The sequence below is a fragment of the Amycolatopsis sp. NPDC028719 genome, assembly GCF_055565395.1.
Genome location: NZ_JBVHUL010000005.1, coordinates 238,169 through 254,552 on the forward strand (window position 1 = coordinate 238,169; position 16,384 = coordinate 254,552).

16 protein-coding genes are annotated in these 16,384 nt (G+C 72.7%); 9 read left to right on the top strand and 7 right to left on the bottom strand.

All coding sequences use genetic code 11. From position 1 onward, the window contains the following. The first annotated feature begins 60 nt into the window (after positions 1–60). Positions 61–1,008, top strand: coding sequence for a neutral zinc metallopeptidase (locus tag ACZ4TR_RS24410; RefSeq protein WP_465289747.1), 948 nt, complete (start codon positions 61–63; stop codon positions 1,006–1,008). On the opposite strand, the gene ACZ4TR_RS24415 is transcribed toward ACZ4TR_RS24410, so the two are convergent. Beyond that, the gene (locus ACZ4TR_RS24415) at positions 1,001–1,573 is read right to left on the bottom strand and encodes a TIGR03086 family metal-binding protein (RefSeq protein ID WP_465289164.1); all 573 of its coding nucleotides are present in this window, start codon (positions 1,571–1,573) and stop codon (positions 1,001–1,003) included. The two genes, ACZ4TR_RS24410 and ACZ4TR_RS24415, sit on opposite strands and share 8 nt — an antisense overlap. A 77-nt stretch (positions 1,574–1,650) precedes the next feature. On the opposite strand from ACZ4TR_RS24415, the gene pdxR reads away from it, so the two are divergent. From pdxR to ACZ4TR_RS24430, 3 genes are all read left to right on the top strand, one after another. Then, positions 1,651–3,063, top strand: coding sequence for a MocR-like pyridoxine biosynthesis transcription factor PdxR (gene pdxR / locus ACZ4TR_RS24420; protein ID WP_465289165.1), 1,413 nt, complete (start codon positions 1,651–1,653; stop codon positions 3,061–3,063). Then, complete coding sequence (locus ACZ4TR_RS24425; protein WP_465289166.1) at positions 3,060–3,482, top strand: hypothetical protein; 423 nt, start codon at positions 3,060–3,062, stop codon at positions 3,480–3,482. The genes pdxR and ACZ4TR_RS24425 overlap by 4 nt, the downstream gene beginning before the upstream one ends. 101 nt (positions 3,483–3,583) lie before the next feature. Further along, positions 3,584–4,015 carry a CBS domain-containing protein gene (locus tag ACZ4TR_RS24430; protein ID WP_465289167.1) on the top strand — a complete coding sequence of 144 codons (432 nt, stop codon included), beginning with the start codon at positions 3,584–3,586 and terminating at the stop codon, positions 4,013–4,015. 36 nt (positions 4,016–4,051) lie between these two features. Here the strand turns inward: ACZ4TR_RS24430 and ACZ4TR_RS24435 are convergent, their stop codons facing one another. After that, a complete protein-coding gene (locus ACZ4TR_RS24435; RefSeq protein WP_465289168.1) occupies positions 4,052–5,605 on the bottom strand; it encodes a DUF4139 domain-containing protein in 1,554 nt (517 codons plus the stop codon). Positions 5,606–5,689: 84 nt separating this feature from the next. Here ACZ4TR_RS24435 and ACZ4TR_RS24440 point away from each other — a divergent pair, with 84 nt between their 5' ends. Beyond that, entirely contained in the window at positions 5,690–7,498 is a 1,809-nt protein-coding gene (locus tag ACZ4TR_RS24440; RefSeq protein WP_465289169.1) for a Xaa-Pro dipeptidyl-peptidase, read from the top strand. Then, entirely contained in the window at positions 7,498–8,136 is a 639-nt protein-coding gene (locus ACZ4TR_RS24445) for a YdcF family protein (protein WP_465289170.1), read from the top strand. The genes ACZ4TR_RS24440 and ACZ4TR_RS24445 overlap by 1 nt, the downstream gene beginning before the upstream one ends. A gap of 1 nt (position 8,137) precedes the next feature. Here ACZ4TR_RS24445 and ACZ4TR_RS24450 read toward each other — a convergent pair whose 3' ends face one another. Both ACZ4TR_RS24450 and ACZ4TR_RS24455 read right to left on the bottom strand, forming a co-directional pair. After that, positions 8,138–8,779, bottom strand: a complete 642-nt coding sequence (locus ACZ4TR_RS24450) for a response regulator transcription factor (protein ID WP_364521204.1) — start codon at positions 8,777–8,779, stop codon at positions 8,138–8,140. Next, the gene (locus ACZ4TR_RS24455; protein WP_465289171.1) at positions 8,776–9,888 is read right to left on the bottom strand and encodes a sensor histidine kinase; all 1,113 of its coding nucleotides are present in this window, start codon (positions 9,886–9,888) and stop codon (positions 8,776–8,778) included. The genes ACZ4TR_RS24450 and ACZ4TR_RS24455 overlap by 4 nt, the downstream gene beginning before the upstream one ends. A 96-nt stretch (positions 9,889–9,984) precedes the next feature. Here ACZ4TR_RS24455 and ACZ4TR_RS24460 point away from each other — a divergent pair, with 96 nt between their 5' ends. Next, complete coding sequence (locus ACZ4TR_RS24460) at positions 9,985–10,839, top strand: M23 family metallopeptidase (protein ID WP_465289172.1); 855 nt, start codon at positions 9,985–9,987, stop codon at positions 10,837–10,839. Between the two features lie 157 nt (positions 10,840–10,996). Beyond that, positions 10,997–12,121 carry a DUF4192 domain-containing protein gene (locus ACZ4TR_RS24465; RefSeq protein WP_465289173.1) on the top strand — a complete coding sequence of 375 codons (1,125 nt, stop codon included), beginning with the start codon at positions 10,997–10,999 and terminating at the stop codon, positions 12,119–12,121. 80 nt (positions 12,122–12,201) lie between these two features. Here ACZ4TR_RS24465 and galE read toward each other — a convergent pair whose 3' ends face one another. The 3 genes from galE to ACZ4TR_RS24480 all read right to left on the bottom strand — a co-directional run bounded on the left by galE (position 12,202) and on the right by ACZ4TR_RS24480 (position 15,182). Next, the gene (gene galE, locus ACZ4TR_RS24470; protein WP_364521208.1) at positions 12,202–13,182 is read right to left on the bottom strand and encodes a UDP-glucose 4-epimerase GalE; all 981 of its coding nucleotides are present in this window, start codon (positions 13,180–13,182) and stop codon (positions 12,202–12,204) included. Between the two features lie 102 nt (positions 13,183–13,284). After that, positions 13,285–14,469, bottom strand: a complete 1,185-nt coding sequence (gene galK, locus ACZ4TR_RS24475; protein ID WP_465289174.1) for a galactokinase — start codon at positions 14,467–14,469, stop codon at positions 13,285–13,287. After that, positions 14,466–15,182, bottom strand: coding sequence for a metal-dependent transcriptional regulator (locus ACZ4TR_RS24480; protein WP_465289175.1), 717 nt, complete (start codon positions 15,180–15,182; stop codon positions 14,466–14,468). The genes galK and ACZ4TR_RS24480 overlap by 4 nt, the downstream gene beginning before the upstream one ends. Positions 15,183–15,394: 212 nt before the next feature. Here ACZ4TR_RS24480 and ACZ4TR_RS24485 point away from each other — a divergent pair, with 212 nt between their 5' ends. Beyond that, complete coding sequence (locus ACZ4TR_RS24485; RefSeq protein ID WP_465289176.1) at positions 15,395–16,240, top strand: sulfurtransferase; 846 nt, start codon at positions 15,395–15,397, stop codon at positions 16,238–16,240. Positions 16,241–16,384 lie beyond the last annotated feature (144 nt).

Sequence of the window (16,384 nt, forward strand, 5' to 3'; positions counted from 1 at the left end):
GTGACCGACACCGACGGCCCGGCTCCGCCGGGGCACTCCGGGCCGCCATCACCGCCGCCGATGGTGGCCCGGTCACCGGAACCCGCGTGGGTGCCCGAGCCGAACCCGTGGGCGCCGAACTGGGCCGCCGCGCCGCCCGTGCCGATCGCCCCGCCACGCAACCGGCTCTGGGGCGCCGTCGCCGGCGTCATGATCGTCGTGCTGGCGATCTCGCTGATCGCGGCCACCATCCCGCGCCGGGTCGACGGGCACGCGGTCGTGGCGCAGGGCGCCGACACCGGCCGCGCGTACAGCGGCGGTTCGGACGGGAAGCCCGTGCCGGAGCTCGCCCGCAACCCGCTGCTCTCCGACGCCATCACCCCCGGGCCCGCCACGTGCTCCCTGCCCGGCCTCGGCCGGGCCGCCGCGCAGCTCAAGGCCTACTACGGGGCACTCGTCGACTGCCTGGAGCAGTCCTGGCGCCCGGCGCTGCAGAAGGCGAACGAGCCCACGCTGACCGCGACCGTCTCGGTGACCCTGCCCGAGCACAGCGCGTGCGGCGAAGCGCCGACGGAGAACGAAGCCGTCGCCTACTACTGCGGCGGCGACACCGCGATCTACGCCCCGACCGACTGGATGCTGTCGGACGCCGGGCTCAACAAGGCCCGGCACATCGCGACGATCGCCCACGAGTACGGCCACCACGTCCAGCGGGAAAGCGGCATCCTGTCCGCGGCGGCCGACAAGATGACCTCGCCGGACGAGGACAGCGCGGCCGACAAGGAGGTCGTCCGCCGGATCGAGCTGCAGGCGAACTGCTTCGGCGCGCTGTTCCTGGCGGCGGTCGCCGGCTCGGGCTCGGTCAGCCGGTCGCTCGCGAACGCCGCCGTCGCCGACTACGGCCGCGCCAACGACAGCGACACCCACGGCTCGCGCGCTCACCAGCTGTCCTGGGCGAAGGCCGGCTACGACGTCAAGACGACGAAGGCGTGCGACACGTGGAGCGCCGCGCCCGCCGAGATCAGCTGACGGTCCACGCCGGGTCACGGCCGAGCAGGGCGAGGAACCGGTCGAGCTCGCCCGCGTCCGCTCCGGTTTCGACGCGGCGCGCGAACGAGCCGTTCTTCTCGCGGCCTTCGTCCGGGATGCGTTCGGCGAGCTGCAGCGCGGCGTGCACGGCTTCGGCGTCCGGCTCGTAGGGCAGGCCGAGCGCGCGGGCCAGGTCCCAGCCGTGCGCGACGGTGTCGACGAGGTGCATGTGCGCGGCGATCGTGCCGGGGAACGTGCCGAAGTGGTTGATCGTGAGCTGCCGGTCCAGCACGGCGTCGTCGGCCATGGCGGCCAGGAAGTCGTCGACGGACGCCCGGTACGCGGCGCGGGCGTCGTCGCCGAGGTCGCCGGCGTCCCAGTCCGGCGCCGAACCCTCGCGGGCCGCGGTCGCGAAGGCGTGGTTCTCGCTGACCTGGTGGCGGAGGAGATCGGCGAGGGTCCAGCCGGCACACGGCGTCGGGCGGGCGAGGTCGGCGGGCGTGGCGGCGGCGACGATCTTGTCGAGGACGAGCAGGCTGCGGCGGTCGAGTTCGCGGAGATCCATGCGTCGGACGCTAGGCGGGCCAGCGGACCACGAACAGTGCCAAAGCCGTGCCACTTCAGGTGTGCCAATCTTGAGTGGTGGACGTGCACATCGACCTGACCGGGACGCGCGGGCACCGCGACGCGATCTACCGGCAGCTGCGCGCGGCGATCCTGGACGGCCGGATCCGGCCCGGCGAAGCGCTGCCGCCGACACGGGAGCTCGCGCAGCGGCTGGCGGTCTCCCGCACGACGGTCAGCGCGGCCTACGACCGGCTCACCGCCGAGGGCTTCCTCGCCGGGCGCGTCGGCGCGGGCACGTTCGTCACGGCGTCGTCGGTGACCCGTCCCGCGCCGTCCTCGGTTTCGGGGGTCCGCCCGCTGCCGGAGTGGGACGCGGTGCCGTCGCCGCCCGCGCCGTTCGCCCCGGCGCCGGAGTTCGACTTCCGGCCCGGCGTCCCGGACCTGACGCGGTTCCCGTTCGACACCTGGCGCCGGCTCGTCACGCAGCGGCTGCGCGCGGGCCAGGCCGACCTGATGACCTACGGCGACCCGCAGGGTCTCGCTGCGCTGCGCGCCGAGATCGCGCGGCACGTCGGGGTCTCGCGGGACGTGCGGGCGAGCCCGGACCAGGTCGTCGTCACCGCCGGGGCCCAGCAGACGACCGATCTGGTCGGGCGCGTGCTGCTGCGAGCGGGTGACGTGGCCGCCGTCGAGGACCCCGGCTACCCGCCGCCGCGGCTGGTGCTGGCCGCGCGCGGCGTGCGGGTCGCGCCGGTGCCGGTGGACGCGTCCGGGATCGTCGTCCGGGCCATTCCGGCCGGGACGCGGCTGGTGTACGTGACGCCGTCGCACCAGTACCCGCTGGGGCTGTCGATGTCGCTGGAGCGGCGTCTCGAGCTGCTGGACTGGGCCGAGCGCAACGACGCCGTCCTCGTCGAAGACGACTACGACACCGAGTTCCGCTACACCGGACGGCCCCTGGAACCGTTGCACAGCTTGGATTCCCGGGGCCGGGTCGTGTACGTCGGCTCGTTCTCGAAGGTGCTTTCGCCCGCGCTGCGGCTGGGTTTCCTGATCGCGCCGCCGTCGCTGGTGCCGGCGTTGGTGAAGGCCCGGTACCTGACCGACTGGCACGCGCCGAACGTCGAGCAGGCGGCGCTGGCGGCGTTCATGGCCGAGGGCGGCTTCACGCGGCACGTCCGGCGGATGCGGAAGGTCTACCGCGCGCGGCACGAGCTGCTGTCGGGTTCGCTGGCCGCGTCGTTCGCCGATTTCTTGACACCGTTGCCGTCTTCCGCGGGCTTGCACTTGAGCGCCACTTCTCCGGCGGATCTTGCGGCCCTGGTCCGCCGCGCCCGGCACGCCGGTGTCCGGTTGTACTCGCTGGGGGACTTCGCCGTGGGGGAGCGGCGGCACGGGCTCGTGTTCGGCTACGGTGCGGTCGCGGCCGAGCGGATCGGGCCGGGGCTGGCCCGGCTGCGGGCGCTGGCGGACGAGGGAGTGGCATGACCGACGACGTGCTGGTGGCGATCGACGCGGGTCTGCGTCAGCACATCGGCGGCGACCGCGCGGGCGCGTACGCGACGTTCACGGCGTTGTGGGCGTCGATCGGCCCGGACGGCGACCCGCTGCACCGCGTCGCGCTGGCGCACCACATGGCCGACGTCTGCGACGACCCGGCGGAGGAGCTGGAGTGGGACCTGCGCGCCCTGGCGGCGGCGGGCGCGATGACCGACTCGGCGACCGCGCGCGGCTTCTACCCGTCACTGCACCTCAACCTGGGTGAGGACTACCGCAAACTGGGTGACGTGGAGGTGGCGCGCGAGCATTTGGCGCTGGCGCGGGCCCGCCTCGACGCCCTGGCCGACGACGACTACGCGACCGGCCTCCGCCTGGCCCTGGACGGCCTGGCCGAACGCCTCGGCTGAATCTTTTTCATACCACGAATTCGCCCCGTTTGCCGGACTTTCGCGCACGTCCCGGTGCCCTTACCCTGTGGTGATCCAGCTCACCGACGGGAAGGATCGCCATGCGGATTGCGGATCTGCTGCGCAAGAAGGGGTCGGCAGTCGCGACGGTCACCCCGGAGACCACGGTGACGGCGCTGCTGGCCGGCTTGGCCGAGCACAACGTGGGCGCGATGGTGGTGGTGTCCCCGGAAGGCTCGATAGCGGGCATCGTGTCCGAACGCGACGTGGTCCGCCGCTTGAACGAGCACGGCCCGGCCCTGCTGAACGGGCCGGTGTCGGAGATCATGACGAAGCTGGTGGCGAGCTGCGGCCCGGAGGACTCGGTGGACCAGCTGTCGGTGCTGATGACGGAGCGCCGGATCCGGCACGTGCCGGTACTGGCGGACGGGCGGTTGGCGGGGATCGTTTCCATCGGTGACGTGGTGAAGAACCGGATGGAGCAGCTGGAGAAGAGCCAGGAACAGCTGGAGGCCTACATCTCCCAGGGCTGAACAACGGCGGTGGTCCCGGGTTCGGGACCACCGCAGTCATTCCCGCCAGCCGGACAGTTCCACGCCCTTCGCGACATCCACCCGGTAAGACAGCGTCACCGTCTTGGTCTCACCCGCCGCCAGCGTCAGCTTCCACGTGTACTCGCCCAGCGCCGACGTCTCCACCGGCTCCGGCGACGTCTTCACGTCCTTCACCGTGACCGCGTCATCCCGCGAAACCGGTGCCTGGTCCAGCACGGTGATGTCCGCCGACCGAGGCCCGTGGTTACCAACGGAAATCCGATACTCGGCCTCACGTCGTTTCTGCCCCGACAAAGTCGCCTTCGAAGCCGTCCGACGAACCAGCTCCCGCTCGACCCGGATCCGGTCGTCGACTCCCAAAGCCAACTCGAGCTCTTCGCCGGGGGCCCAAGGCTCCAACCGGGTCGTGCCGACGAACTCCGCGTCGTGGAACACCGAAGCCCGTCCCGGCCGCAACGCAAAAGAGGACGAATTGACGACCGTCGCCCGCAGATAAGCCTCCTCGGCCAACACCGGCGCTGTCACGTAACCCAAAATCGCCGTCAGTGAAAGCTGAGCCAACGTGGTCCGATGCCCGGAAGCCCCCGACGGCACCGCCACCGGACGCGAAGGCCGGTACGTCACCGCCGTCGTCCCCTGCTCGACCGCGGCGAACTTCGGTGCCATGGCAGGAGCGGCCGCCGCGAACCGCATCCGCGAACCCTCCGGAATGCCACCCCCGGAACCGCCATAAGCCGCCGCCGGGGCCGGTGGGACCGGGTGGACGCGGTCCAGGTACCACGGCGAAAGCTCCGGCACGACCACCGAAACGGCCGGCCGCGCCGTCGACAATGCCAGCTCGCACTCCGGCCAGTCCTCGCCCGTGTGCTGGCTGACCAGCCCGTACGACATGACCGTCACGTCCGTGCCGCGGACCCGGATGTCGTACCCCGGCTCCCAGTTCGCACCCGGGACCACATAGGACAGTTCCAGTTCGGCGCTACCGGAAACATCCGAAATCTCCAGCTCCACCACCACCGACGTACTGTCCTCTTCGGACCGGGCACTGTGGGATTCGATCCGCCGATCCAAAGCAGCGAGGTCTTCGCGCAGCCGTGCGATCCGATCGGACAACACCCGGCGGGCCTTCAACGCCGTGGCCAGCCGCGCGCTCAGCGCGTCGGTCACTTCCGCGACCCGCGACGGCTCGGCGGTCCCGGCCGCCAGCGCCTTCGCGAAGCTGCCGCCGCTGCGCTTCGCGAGCGAAGTCAGCAGATCCACCTTCATCGCTTCAGCCGCTTCGTCGTCCACGACGCCGTCGAGCGTGGCCTGGTCCGCGCGTCGCTGCTCCACCAAAGCGCGTAACGCGGCATCGGCCGGTGAGGCGTGCCGCTCGGTGCGGACGTCGACGCCCGTGATCAGCGCCGGGCCGGTCCCGGTGACGCGCACCGAGCCTGGGTCGAGCGACAGGGGGAGCCCGGCGAACGTCAGGCGCGGCCCGCCGTCGAGCGGTGCCTTGCCCCGGCGGGTGATCCGGGCCTGCTGCGGGTAGACGGTCACGGCGGCGATCGGCGCTTCCACGGTCGGCATGCCTCCGACGTTAGTCTCTTGACACTCCCGAGGCCGGAGCGGAAGTCTCGACACTCGTCCGCTTCGCCCGGCTTGGGGGTTTGAGTGAAAGCCGCACGAACCGCAGTCCTGCTCCTCGCACTGGCCACCCTGCCGCTCACGGCGGTCACCGCCGAAGCCGCCGATCCGCCCGGCCCGGTCTTCACCGGCGGCCAGGCGCAACCGGTGTTCGACCCGGCCGACGTCGTCCGCGAGGACGTCTGGGTCACCGCGCCCGTCGACAGCGACCACGACGGCCAGGACGACCTCGTCCACGCCCAGGTCGTGCGCCCGCGCGCGACGCAGCAGGGCCTGAAGGTCCCCGTCGTCTACCAGGCCAGCCCGTACTACGCCGGCGGCAACGACATCGCGAACCACGACGTCGACGTCGAGCTCTACGCGCCCGGGTACGCCCGCGGCCCGGAAGGCCCGCGCGTCGCCGCGCACGGCGTCGGCCCGGCCGCCCCGATCACCTGGCGCTACCAGGACTACTTCACCGCGCGCGGGTTCGCCGTCGTCTACGGCGAGTCGCTCGGCTCCGGCCTCTCCACCGGCTGCCCTACCACCGGTGACGTCAACGAGACGATCGGCGCCCGCTCGGTCGTCGACTGGCTCAACGGCCGGACGCCCGCCCGCGACGCCGCCGGTGCCGCGGCGAAGGCGGACTGGAGCACCGGCAAGACCGGCATGATGGGCGTTTCCTACAACGGGACGCTGCCCAACGCCGTCGCGAGCACCGGCGTCGAAGGCCTCGAGACGATCGTGCCGATCGCGGCCATCTCCAGCTGGTACCAGTACTACCGCAACGACGGCGCCGTCGTCGCGGCCGGCGGCTTCCAGGGCGAGGACGCCGACGTGCTCGCCGAGTACGTCTACACGCGCGAAGACCGGCAGATCTGCCGTCCGGTGATCGACGGCCTGGCCCGCGACCAGGACCGCGTGACCGGCGACTACACGCCGTTCTGGGACGTCCGCAACTACCGCAACGACGTCGCGAAGGTGCACGCGTCGGTGCTCGCGGTGCACGGCCTCAACGACTGGAACGTCAAGACCGACCAGGTCGCGGAGTGGTACGACGCGCTGAAGGCGCACGGCGTCGAGCACAAGATCTGGCTGCACCAGTCCGGCCACGCCGACCCGTACTCGCTGCGGCGCGACGTCTGGCTCGCGACGCTGAACAAGTGGATGTCGCACTACCTCTACGGTGTCGACAACGGCATCCAGAACGAGCCGAAGGCGACGATCCAGCGCGAGGACCTTTCCTGGGTCGACGAAGCCGATTGGCCGGCGCCCACGACGGCCGACGTGCGCGTCTACCCGTGGCCCGGCGGCAAGGCGAAGGGCACCATCGACACCCGCAACCCGGTGCCGGGTACGGCGGCCGTCGAAACCCTCGCCGACGACTCGGCGAAGACGATCGAGCAGTTGGCCGGCCTGGCCTCGTCGGGCAACCGGCTGCTGTACGCGACTTCGGCGGCGAAGCAGTCCGTCCGGCTCTCGGGCACCGCGCGGGCCGACCTGGCGCTGGCGTTCGACCGGCCTGCGGCCAACGTTTCCGCGATCTTGCTCGACCGCGCCCCCGACGGCACGTCCCACGTGATCAGCCGCGGCTGGACCGATCCGCAGAACCGCACGTCACCGGCCCGGACCGAGCCGATCACCCCCGGCCGGACGTACAAGATCGGCGTCGAACTGATGCCGAAGGACTACGTCCTCGCGGCGGGGCACCGGCTGGAGTTCCTGCTGGCGTCCAGCGACCACGACTACACGCTGCGGCCGAAGCCGGGGGCGGGACTGGCGCTCGACCTGACCAAGACGTCGGTGACGCTGCCGGTCACGGGCGGCAAGCCGGCCCTGCGAGCCGCGTTCGGCTGATGCTGCCGGAGCGTCTCCAAGCCGACGTCCGCACACTGTGGGACTACCACGACCTGCGGCACGAGCCCCGGCGCTGCGACGCCGGGATCGGGCTGGGCAGCCGCGATCCCGGCGTCGCCGTGTACGCGGCGGAGCTGTTCCACGCCGGGCGGTTCCCGCTCGTCGTGTTCACCGGGGCCAACGCGCCGACGACGGTGGAGCGCTTCCCGCGCGGCGAAGCGGTCCACTACCGCGAGATCGCGCTGGAGCTCGGCGTGCCCGACGACGTGATCCTGGTCGAGCCCGCGGCACGCAACACGGGGGAGAACATCGTGTTCACCCGCCGGCTGCTCGCCGGGCGGGCGATCCGGTCCGTGACGCTGGTGACGCGGCCGTACCAGCAACGACGGGCCTACGCCACGGCGAAGCTGCTCTGGCCCGGCGTCGACATCGTCTGCGCGTCGAAGGCGGTGTCGTTCGAGGACCACCTGACCGGCGAAGAGGACGCCGACCGGGTGATCAGCATGCTCGTCGGCGAGACGCAGCGGATCATCGAGTACGCGGCGCGGGGCTTCGCGATCCCGCAGCACGTTCCGGACGGCGTCGAGCGCGCGTTCGGCCGGCTGGCCGCGGCGGGGTTCACGCACCGCATGCTGTGAGTCAGTCCGCGATGCCCGTCCGGTAGGCGAAGGCGACCGCCTGCGCGCGATCGCGCAGCCGGGCCTTGGTGAACAGGTGGTTCACGTGGGTCTTCACGGTCGCCTCACTCACCACGAGCGTGCGCGCGATCTCCGTGTTCGACAGGCCCGCCGCGATCAGCCGCAGTACCTCGATTTCGCGCGCGGTCAGGCCCTCGATCTCCTTGATCCGCTGGGGCGTGCTGCGGGTGGCGGCCTCGACGAGGCGGCGCTGCAGCTCTCCGTCCACTGTGGACTGACCGGCGGCCGCCGAGCGCAGCGCCCGGGCGATCGCCTCGGCGTCTGCGTCCTTCGTGAGGAACCCGCGGGCGCCGGCGCGCAACGCGGCCAGCAGCGACTCGTCGTCGGCGTACGTGGTCAGCACGACGACCTCGGTGCCCGGGTGCTCGGCGCGGATCCGCTCGGTGGTCTCGACGCCGTCGCAGCGCGGCATCCGCAGGTCCACGAGCACGACGTCGGGGTGGTGCTCGGCGACGAGCTCGAGAGCGGCCAGGCCGTCGGCGGCGGCGCCGACCACCTCGACGCCGGGCAGCAGCCCGAGCAGCGTGACCAGGCCTTCCCGGACCACCGCCTGGTCGTCGGCCAGCACGACGCGCAAGCTCACGCCGGCACCGTCAGGTGAATCCGCCATCCGTCCTCCCCCGGCCCGCTCTCGAACCGCCCGTCGAGCAGCGCGACCCGTTCGCTCATCCCGCGCAAACCGTAGCCTGCCGCCGGCGCGTCCGGCGGACGCCTGCCCTGCCGGTCGGCCACGGTCAGCGCGACGCTCCCGGAGCCGTAGTCCAGAGTGACGTCGACCTCGGCCCGCTCGGCGTGCTTGCGGGTGTTGGCCAGGGCCTCCTGCACCGCGCGGACCAGCGCCGTGCCGACCGCCGGGTCGAGCTCACGCGGCTCGCCCTCGATCGCCAGGTCCGCCCGGGCGCCGCTGTCCAGCCGGTAGGCGGCGAGGAGGTCGGCGATCGTGCGTTCGACCGGGACGGCGTCCTCGCGCAGCGCGGCGACGGCCTTGCGGGCTTCGGCGAGGCCTTCCGACGCCAGTTTCTGCGCCCGTTCGATCTGCGCGACGGCGTCCGGGCTCGCCCCGTCGCGCACCAGCATGAGCCGCGCGCCCTGCAGGTTGAGGGACAGCCCGGCCAGTGAGTGCGCCAGGACGTCGTGCACCTCGCGGGCGATGCGGGCGCGTTCGGCGAGGGCCGCCGCGCGGGCGTGCTCCTCCGTCGCCGTCTGCGCGCGGGCCAGCGCCAGTTCGGTCTGCTCGATCCGGGCCAGCCGGGTCCGCCGGTTCAGCCCGAGCAGCACGATCACGGCGACGATCGCGTACGTCGGCAGCGCGCCTTCCCAGGCGTGGTGGTAGCCCGCCCAGAAAGAGATCGCGGCCAGGTCGATGGTCACCGCGAGGATGATCGGCAGCTTCGGCTGCCAGAGCACGACGAAGAACGTGGTGCTGAACATCGTCACCGACGCCGAGCTGTTCGGCACGATCGCCCACAGGGTGCCCGCCGCCGTGATCACGGTGATCGTCACGACCGGCAGGAAGCGGTTCGCACCGGCGTTGAAGATCCACAACAGCGGAAGCGACAGAGCCAGGGTGATGCCGATCAGAACCCACGAGAGCGTGTTCGCGCGGGGCATCGCGGCGAACATCGGCACCGCGACGAACCCCCAGCGCACCCAGTCCTGGGCCTGGGGCAGCCCGGGTCGTCCGGCGATCATCTCAGGTGCCCTCCGCTGGGTGCTTGTACGGAAAATGTACCGACGCGGGCTTCCCTGGGTGTGTCGAGATGTCCCGTTCGAGCAGGAGGTTTCCCCATGTCCAGGTTGCGACGGCTCGCCGTGTTCGCCGCCGCCGCGGCGCTGCCCGCGCTCGGCCTCACCCTCGCCGGGTCGGCGACCGCGTCGGCCGCGCCGAACTTCCAGGTGCCGTTCAAGTGCGGGGTCACCGTGACCGCGGCGACGTTCAGCGGCCACAGCCCGGAGTACTCGGTCGACTTCCAGAAGTCGGGCATCACGGGCATGCCGGTGCTGGCCGCGGCGTCCGGCACGATCACGCGGGTCGCCGACGAGGGCAGCACGAGCTACGGCAAGTGGATCGAGGTGGACCACGGCAGCGGCTGGCGCACCCGGTACGCGCACCTGTCGGCCCAGGAGGTCTCCGTCGGGCAGTCGGTCGCCGGCGGCCGGGAAATCGGGAAAGCCGGCGCGACCGGCGGGGTCACCGGTCCGCATCTGCACTTCGAAGAGCGGCTGAACGGCGTGGTGCAGAAGGCGAAGCTGAACGGCGTCGCCGTGCCCTACTACGGGCACACGAACTTCACGAGCAAGAACAACTGCGGCGGCAACCCCTACTCGGCCGAAGAGGTCTGCGGCTCGGGCTTCTCCGTCATCGACCAGCAGGCGCTGGCCGGTTCGTCCGGCACGACCTACCTGCTCTACAACGCTTCCACCAAGGCGAACTGCGTGACGACGCTGAAGGTGACGTCGCTGGGCACGGCGAGCCCGGTCTCGGCGTTCCTCGAGGTCCAGGGTGCGGCGCGCGTGACCGACTCCGGCAGCTTCACCTACTACGCCGGGCCGGTGAAGAAGACCGCCGGAGCGACCTGCGTGAAGTGGGGCGGCTCGGTCGGCAGCAACACCTACACGAGCGGCTTCGAGCACTGCGGCTGAGCCGGACCGGTCGGTGGGCCGGGCAGCATAGCCCGCCCCACCGACAAGAAACCGCCGAGCGGCCGGCTCCCGGCCGATTCCGTCCACATCGGCCCCGGTTGTCCACAGATTTGCCGCCACCGCCCCCACCGGCCCCGTTTTGCCCCACCGTGGAGGCATGACCACTGCCACCCCGACCGGCCGGCCGCCGGTCGACCTCCGAAGCCCCGCGCAGCTGCTGGCCGCGCTCCCTTACCTGGTCGGGTTCCGGCCCGCGAACTCCGTCGTCCTGCTCGGCCACCGGGCACCCGAAGGCAACCGGCTGGGCCTGGTGCTGCGCGGCGACCTCCCTCGTCCCGAAGACCGGGCCCACCAGGCCCGGGCCCTCGCCCCTCGGTTCGCCCTGGCGCCGCACACGGGCGTGACGCTCGTGGTGGTCGGCGGCCGGCGAAGACCCGGCAGCCCACCGCCGCACGCGGAGTTCGTCGAGCTGCTGGGTGACGTCCTGGGCGAGCTCGGCCTCCCGGTGCTGCACGCGATGTGGGCCGCGGACATCGCCGAAGGGGCGCGGTGGGGTTGTTACGCGGACCCGGACTGCGGCGGCGAGCTGCCGGATCCCCGCGCGACCGTGGTGGCGGCGGTCGCGACGGGCGGCGGTTCGGTGGCGTTCGACAGCCGCGACGAGCTGGCGGCGCTGCTCGCCCCACGGTCGCCGGAAGCACTCGCCCGCCGGGCCGAATCCTTGGCGCGGCTGTCGTCTCCGCTCTGGCCGGACGCGACGTGCGTCTTCGAAGCGGCGTCGGCGATCCGAGCGGCGTTCGAGCGACAGCTGCGCGGCTCGGGGCCGCCGACGGACGAGGAAGCGGTCGCGCTCGCGAGCGCCCTGAAGCTCCCGGAGATCCGGGACGCGTGCCTGGGAATGGCGGTCCCACCCCACACCCCGGCCGCGTACGAGGCGGAACGCTTGTGGCTGACGCTGGTCCAGGAGCTCCCGGCCCCGGGACGCGCGGAAGCGGCGGCCTTGCTGGGGTACACGGCGTTCATGCGCGGAGACGGCACGTTCGCGGGCATGGCCCTGGAGGCCGCACTGGCGGCGAAGCCGGACCACGTGCTGGCCGGGCTGCTGAAGACGGTGCTGGACCACGGCATGCCCCCGGGGCAGCTGCTGGGCCTGGCGTTGACCGCGGACCCGGCGGGTCTGTCCGGCTTCGGCCTGGCGGCGGCGGATTTCGGCGAACCCGGTCCGTGCCTGCCGCTGGGTGTCGCGTGTGGACGGTCGGAGTTCGTCGTCGAGCCGGGGTGACCGGGCCGTGGGCGTCTGGCCGGTTTCGCGCTCGGCGGCGCCAGGCAGCGGAGTACCGCTGCCTGGCGCGGCCGGCGGCCTCAGCCCTGCCGAGCCTGCGTGAAGGTCCAGGCGTCGCGCACGATCCGGGTCAGCTCGGTCCGCTCCGGCTTCCAGCCCAGCTCTTCCCGGGCCCGGTCACTGGCCGCCACGAGCACCGACGGATCGCCCGCCCGCCGCGGGGCCACCTCGGCCGGGATCGCGTGGCCGGTGACCTCGCGGCACGCCTCGATCACCTCGAGCACGGAGAACCCCGTGCCACTGCCCAGGTTGTAGATGCGGTGCGCACCCGCCGTGGCGTGCTTCAGCGCCAGCAGGTGCGCGTCCGCGAGGTCTGCGACGTGGATGTAGTCGCGGATCGCCGTGTGGTCCGGCGTCGGGTAGTCGTCGCCGAAGATCTTGATCTGTTCGCGGTCGCCCGTGGCGACCTGGAGGACGAGGGGAATCAGATGGGTTTCCGTGGTGTGGCGCTCCCCGAACGCGCCGTACGCGCCCGCGACGTTGAAGTACCGCAGGCTCACCGCCGCCAGCCCGTGCGCGCCGGCGAAGCTGGTGATCGCGTGGTCGATGGCGAGCTTGGTCGCGCCGTAGGTGTTGGTCGGCCGGGCGGGCGCGGATTCCGGGATCGGCGACTGCTCCGGCTCGCCGTAGGTCGCCGCGGTCGAGGAGAACACCAGGCGCGGCGTGCCGTGCTCGCGCATGGCCTCGAGCAGCCGCAGCGACGTGACGACGTTGCCTTCCCAGTACTTCGCCGGCTCCGCCATCGACTCGCCGACCAGCGACTTGGCCGCGAAGTGCAGCACGCCGTCGAAGCCTTCGCGCAGCAGGCTGCCCGCCACCTCGGCGGCATCGCCCTCGACGAACCGCGCGTCCGGGTGGACGGCGTCGGCGTGGCCGGTCGACAGGTCGTCGACCACGGTGACCTGGTGCCCGGCCTCGATCAGCCGGGCGGCGCAGACACTGCCGACGTACCCGGCCCCGCCCGTGACGACCAGCTTCAGGGCGTTGCTCTGCTCGGACACATCCAGGCCTTCCTGCCGAGGGTGATGACTGTGCTGTCCAGTCTTCCCCCTCGGCGACGCGCGGGTCCGCGCGGGGGTTGCCCCGGACGGACCCGCGCGACCTCAGAGCTCGTCGCGCCCGGCGCCGCGGGAGGGCACGGCGGTGAACATCCGCGGCCGCCGGTAACCGGCCTTTTCGTACGCCGCTTCGACGGCCGCCTTGACCCCGTCCAGGTCGGCGTCGCGGACCAGCGCGATCGCCGAGCCGCCGAAGCCGCCGCCGGTCATCCGGGAGCCGAGGGCGCCGGCCTCCCGCGCCGAGTCGACCGCGAGGTCCAGCTCGGCCGTGGAGATCCGGTAGTCGTCGCGCATGCTGACGTGCGAGGCGTCCAGGTACGGGCCGATGTCGGCCAGCCGGCCGGCGCGCAGCAGCTCGACCACTTCGAGCACCCGCTGGTTCTCGGTGACGACGTGCCGCACGAGCGGCACGAGGTCGTCGGGCAGCCGGTCGAGGGCCGCGGACAGCCCCTCGACGGTGACGTCGCGCAGTGCCTTGACGCCGAGCAGCTCGGCGGCCCGCTCGGTGCCGCGGCGGCGCTCGCCGTACCCGCCCTCGGCGTGCGAGTGCTTCGTGCGGGTGTCCATGATCAGCACCTGCAGCCCGGCGTCGGCCAGGCCGAACGGAACCTGCTCCTGCTCGCCCGACCGGACGTCGAGGAACAGCACGTGCGACTCGGTGCAGCAGAGGGACGCCGTCTGGTCGAGCAGGCCGGTGGGCGCGCCGACGAAGTCGTTCTCCGAGCGCTGGACCCACCGGGCGACCTCGGGCCGCGTCGGGACGCGGTCGCCGGGCGCGCCCAGCTCCAGCCCGGCCAGGCCCAGCAACGCCAGCGACACCGCGCACTCGAGCGCGTGCGAGGAGGACAGACCCGCCCCCGACGGCACGTCCCCGGCGACGACCAGGTCGGCGCCGGCCGAAAAGCCCTGGTCGCGCAGGACCCAGGCGACTCCCGCCGGGTACGCGGCCCACCCGTCGACGGTGCCCGGTGCCAGGTCGGCGATCTTGAGCTCGCCGGAGCGCTGGAGCTGGCCGTCGTCGCCCAGGGTGGCCACGGACAGGATGCCGTCCTCGCGGGGTGACGCCGCCGCGGCCAGGCGGTGCGGCAGGGCGAACGGCAGCACGAAGCCGTCGTTGTAGTCGGTGTGCTCGCCGATCAGGTTGACGCGCCCCGGCGCGGACCACACGCCGGCGGGATCGCCGCCGTGCACCGTGCGGAACGCCGCCACGGCCTCCGAAGCGGGGCTCACCTGGCCTGCGCCAGGACGGCGTGCAGCGCGGAGCTGGCGACCTGGGCGGTGGTGTCCCCGCCGGTGACCTCGACGGTGCCGCCGTTGGCGCGGCCGATGGTGACCGTGCCGCCCGGCACGATGCCGACGGACTTGAGCTCGGTCATCAGCGACTCGTCCAGCTGGACGTGCTCGGCGATGCGCCGGATCTCGACGCGGCCGCCGCCGGTGCGGGCGAACTCGTCGAGCCGGACGAGGTCGGCCTCGGCGGGCGGTGCCGGGTCGCCGTCGCCCAGCTTGTCCAGCCCGGGGATCGGGTTGCCGTAGGGGGAGGTGGTCGGGTGGTCGAGCAGCTTCACCAGCTTGCGCTCGACGGCCTCGCTCATCACGTGCTCCCACCGGCACGCCTCGTTGTGCACGTGCTCCCATTCGAGCCCGATGACGTCGACGAGGAGGCGCTCCGCCAGACGGTGCTTGCGCATGACGGCGATGGCCAGTTCGCGGCCGTGGTCGGTCAGCTGGAGATGCCGGTCGTCGGCCACCACGACCAGTCCGTCACGCTCCATGCGGGCGACGGTCTGGCTCACGGTCGGGCCGCTCTGCTGCAGGCGCTCGGCGATGCGGGCGCGCAGTGGGACGACACCTTCTTCTTCGAGCTCGTAGATCGTACGCAAGTACATCTCGGTGGTGTCGATGAGATCGTTCACGCTGTCCCCTTCGTCCGCGTTGCTCATCGTAGTCGTTGACCCCGACAGCGGCGGCGGGCCTTGCCAATACCGCACCGATGGTTACCGCTCGATCCGGCAGCCAGGCGGCACCTCGCACCACCGGAGGTCGGCGGCGGTCCGTCTCCGCCCGCTTTGGCCGGATCGGTGACGACCCGCCGGTGACGGACATGTCCGCACCCCGGCGCGGCCGGGCGGGAGGCCGCTGGAAGATGGGAGGCATGCGTCCGCTGATCAGCACCACCGACCTCGCCGCCGCGCTGGCCGGCCCGGGCGGCGACCGGCCCGTCGTCCTCGACGTCCGCTGGCGGCTCGCCGGCCCGCCCGGCGCCGATTCCTACCGTGAAGGCCACGTGCCCGGCTCGGTCTTCACCGACCTCGACCGCGTGCTCGCGGGCGAGCCGGGCGAGGGCGGCCGGCACCCGCTGCCCGACCCGGCCGCCCTGCAGCGCGACCTGCGCGCGGCCGGCGTGCGGACGGGCGCGCCGGTGGTGGTCTACGACGACGCCGACGGCTCGGTGGCCGCGCGAGCGTGGTGGCTGCTGCGCTGGGCCGGGCACGACGAGGTGGCCGTGCTCGACGGTGGTTACGCTGCGTGGACCGCCGGCGGCCACCCGGTGAGTACGGAACCGGCGCGGCCGGAGCCCGGCGACCTCACGGTCCGCCCGGGCGGCATGCCGGTGCTGGACGCGGACGAAGCAGCGGCGCTGGCCCGCGACGGCCTGCTGCTCGACGCCCGAGCCACCCCGCGCTACACCGGCGAGACCGAGCCGGTCGACCCGCGGGCCGGGCACATCCCGGGTGCGGTGAACGCGCCGTTCGCGGCCCACACCGACGACGAGGGCCACTGGCGCGCCCCCGACGAGCTGGCCGCCCGGTTCGCGGACCTGGGGCTGCGCCCGGGCGAGCCGGTCGGCGCGTACTGCGGCTCGGGAGTGACGGCGAGCTCGGTGGTGCTGGCCCTCGAACTGGCCGGCCACCCGGGCGCGGGCCTGTACGCGGGCTCGTGGTCGCACTGGTCCCGAGACCCGAACCGCCCCGCGGCGACGGGCACCCTCCCGGGCTGAGGCCGGTCGCGACATCGGTGAGAAGCCGTGAAGGCCTTCTTACCGGCGCAAGATGCCGGTAAGGAGGCCTTCACGGCTTTCGGAGCAGCGAGGCCGCCACTTCCCAGGCCACGGATCTCCGCGATCGGCACTACAGTCGACCAC

Bases quoted from the DNA above. Each gene is read 5' to 3' on its own strand.
- ACZ4TR_RS24410 (WP_465289747.1), top strand. From the start codon at position 61: ATGGTGGCCCGGTCACCGGAACCCGCGTGGGTGCCCGAGCCGAACCCG.
- ACZ4TR_RS24415 (WP_465289164.1), bottom strand. From the start codon at position 1,573: ATGGATCTCCGCGAACTCGACCGCCGCAGCCTGCTCGTCCTCGACAAG.
- ACZ4TR_RS24425 (WP_465289166.1), top strand. From the start codon at position 3,060: ATGACCGACGACGTGCTGGTGGCGATCGACGCGGGTCTGCGTCAGCAC.
- ACZ4TR_RS24430 (WP_465289167.1), top strand. From the start codon at position 3,584: ATGCGGATTGCGGATCTGCTGCGCAAGAAGGGGTCGGCAGTCGCGACG.
- ACZ4TR_RS24435 (WP_465289168.1), bottom strand. From the start codon at position 5,605: ATGCCGACCGTGGAAGCGCCGATCGCCGCCGTGACCGTCTACCCGCAG.
- ACZ4TR_RS24445 (WP_465289170.1), top strand. From the start codon at position 7,498: ATGCTGCCGGAGCGTCTCCAAGCCGACGTCCGCACACTGTGGGACTAC.
- ACZ4TR_RS24455 (WP_465289171.1), bottom strand. From the start codon at position 9,888: ATGATCGCCGGACGACCCGGGCTGCCCCAGGCCCAGGACTGGGTGCGC.
- ACZ4TR_RS24460 (WP_465289172.1), top strand. From the start codon at position 9,985: ATGTCCAGGTTGCGACGGCTCGCCGTGTTCGCCGCCGCCGCGGCGCTG.
- ACZ4TR_RS24465 (WP_465289173.1), top strand. From the start codon at position 10,997: ATGACCACTGCCACCCCGACCGGCCGGCCGCCGGTCGACCTCCGAAGC.
- ACZ4TR_RS24480 (WP_465289175.1), bottom strand. From the start codon at position 15,182: ATGAGCAACGCGGACGAAGGGGACAGCGTGAACGATCTCATCGACACC.
- ACZ4TR_RS24485 (WP_465289176.1), top strand. From the start codon at position 15,395: ATGCGTCCGCTGATCAGCACCACCGACCTCGCCGCCGCGCTGGCCGGC.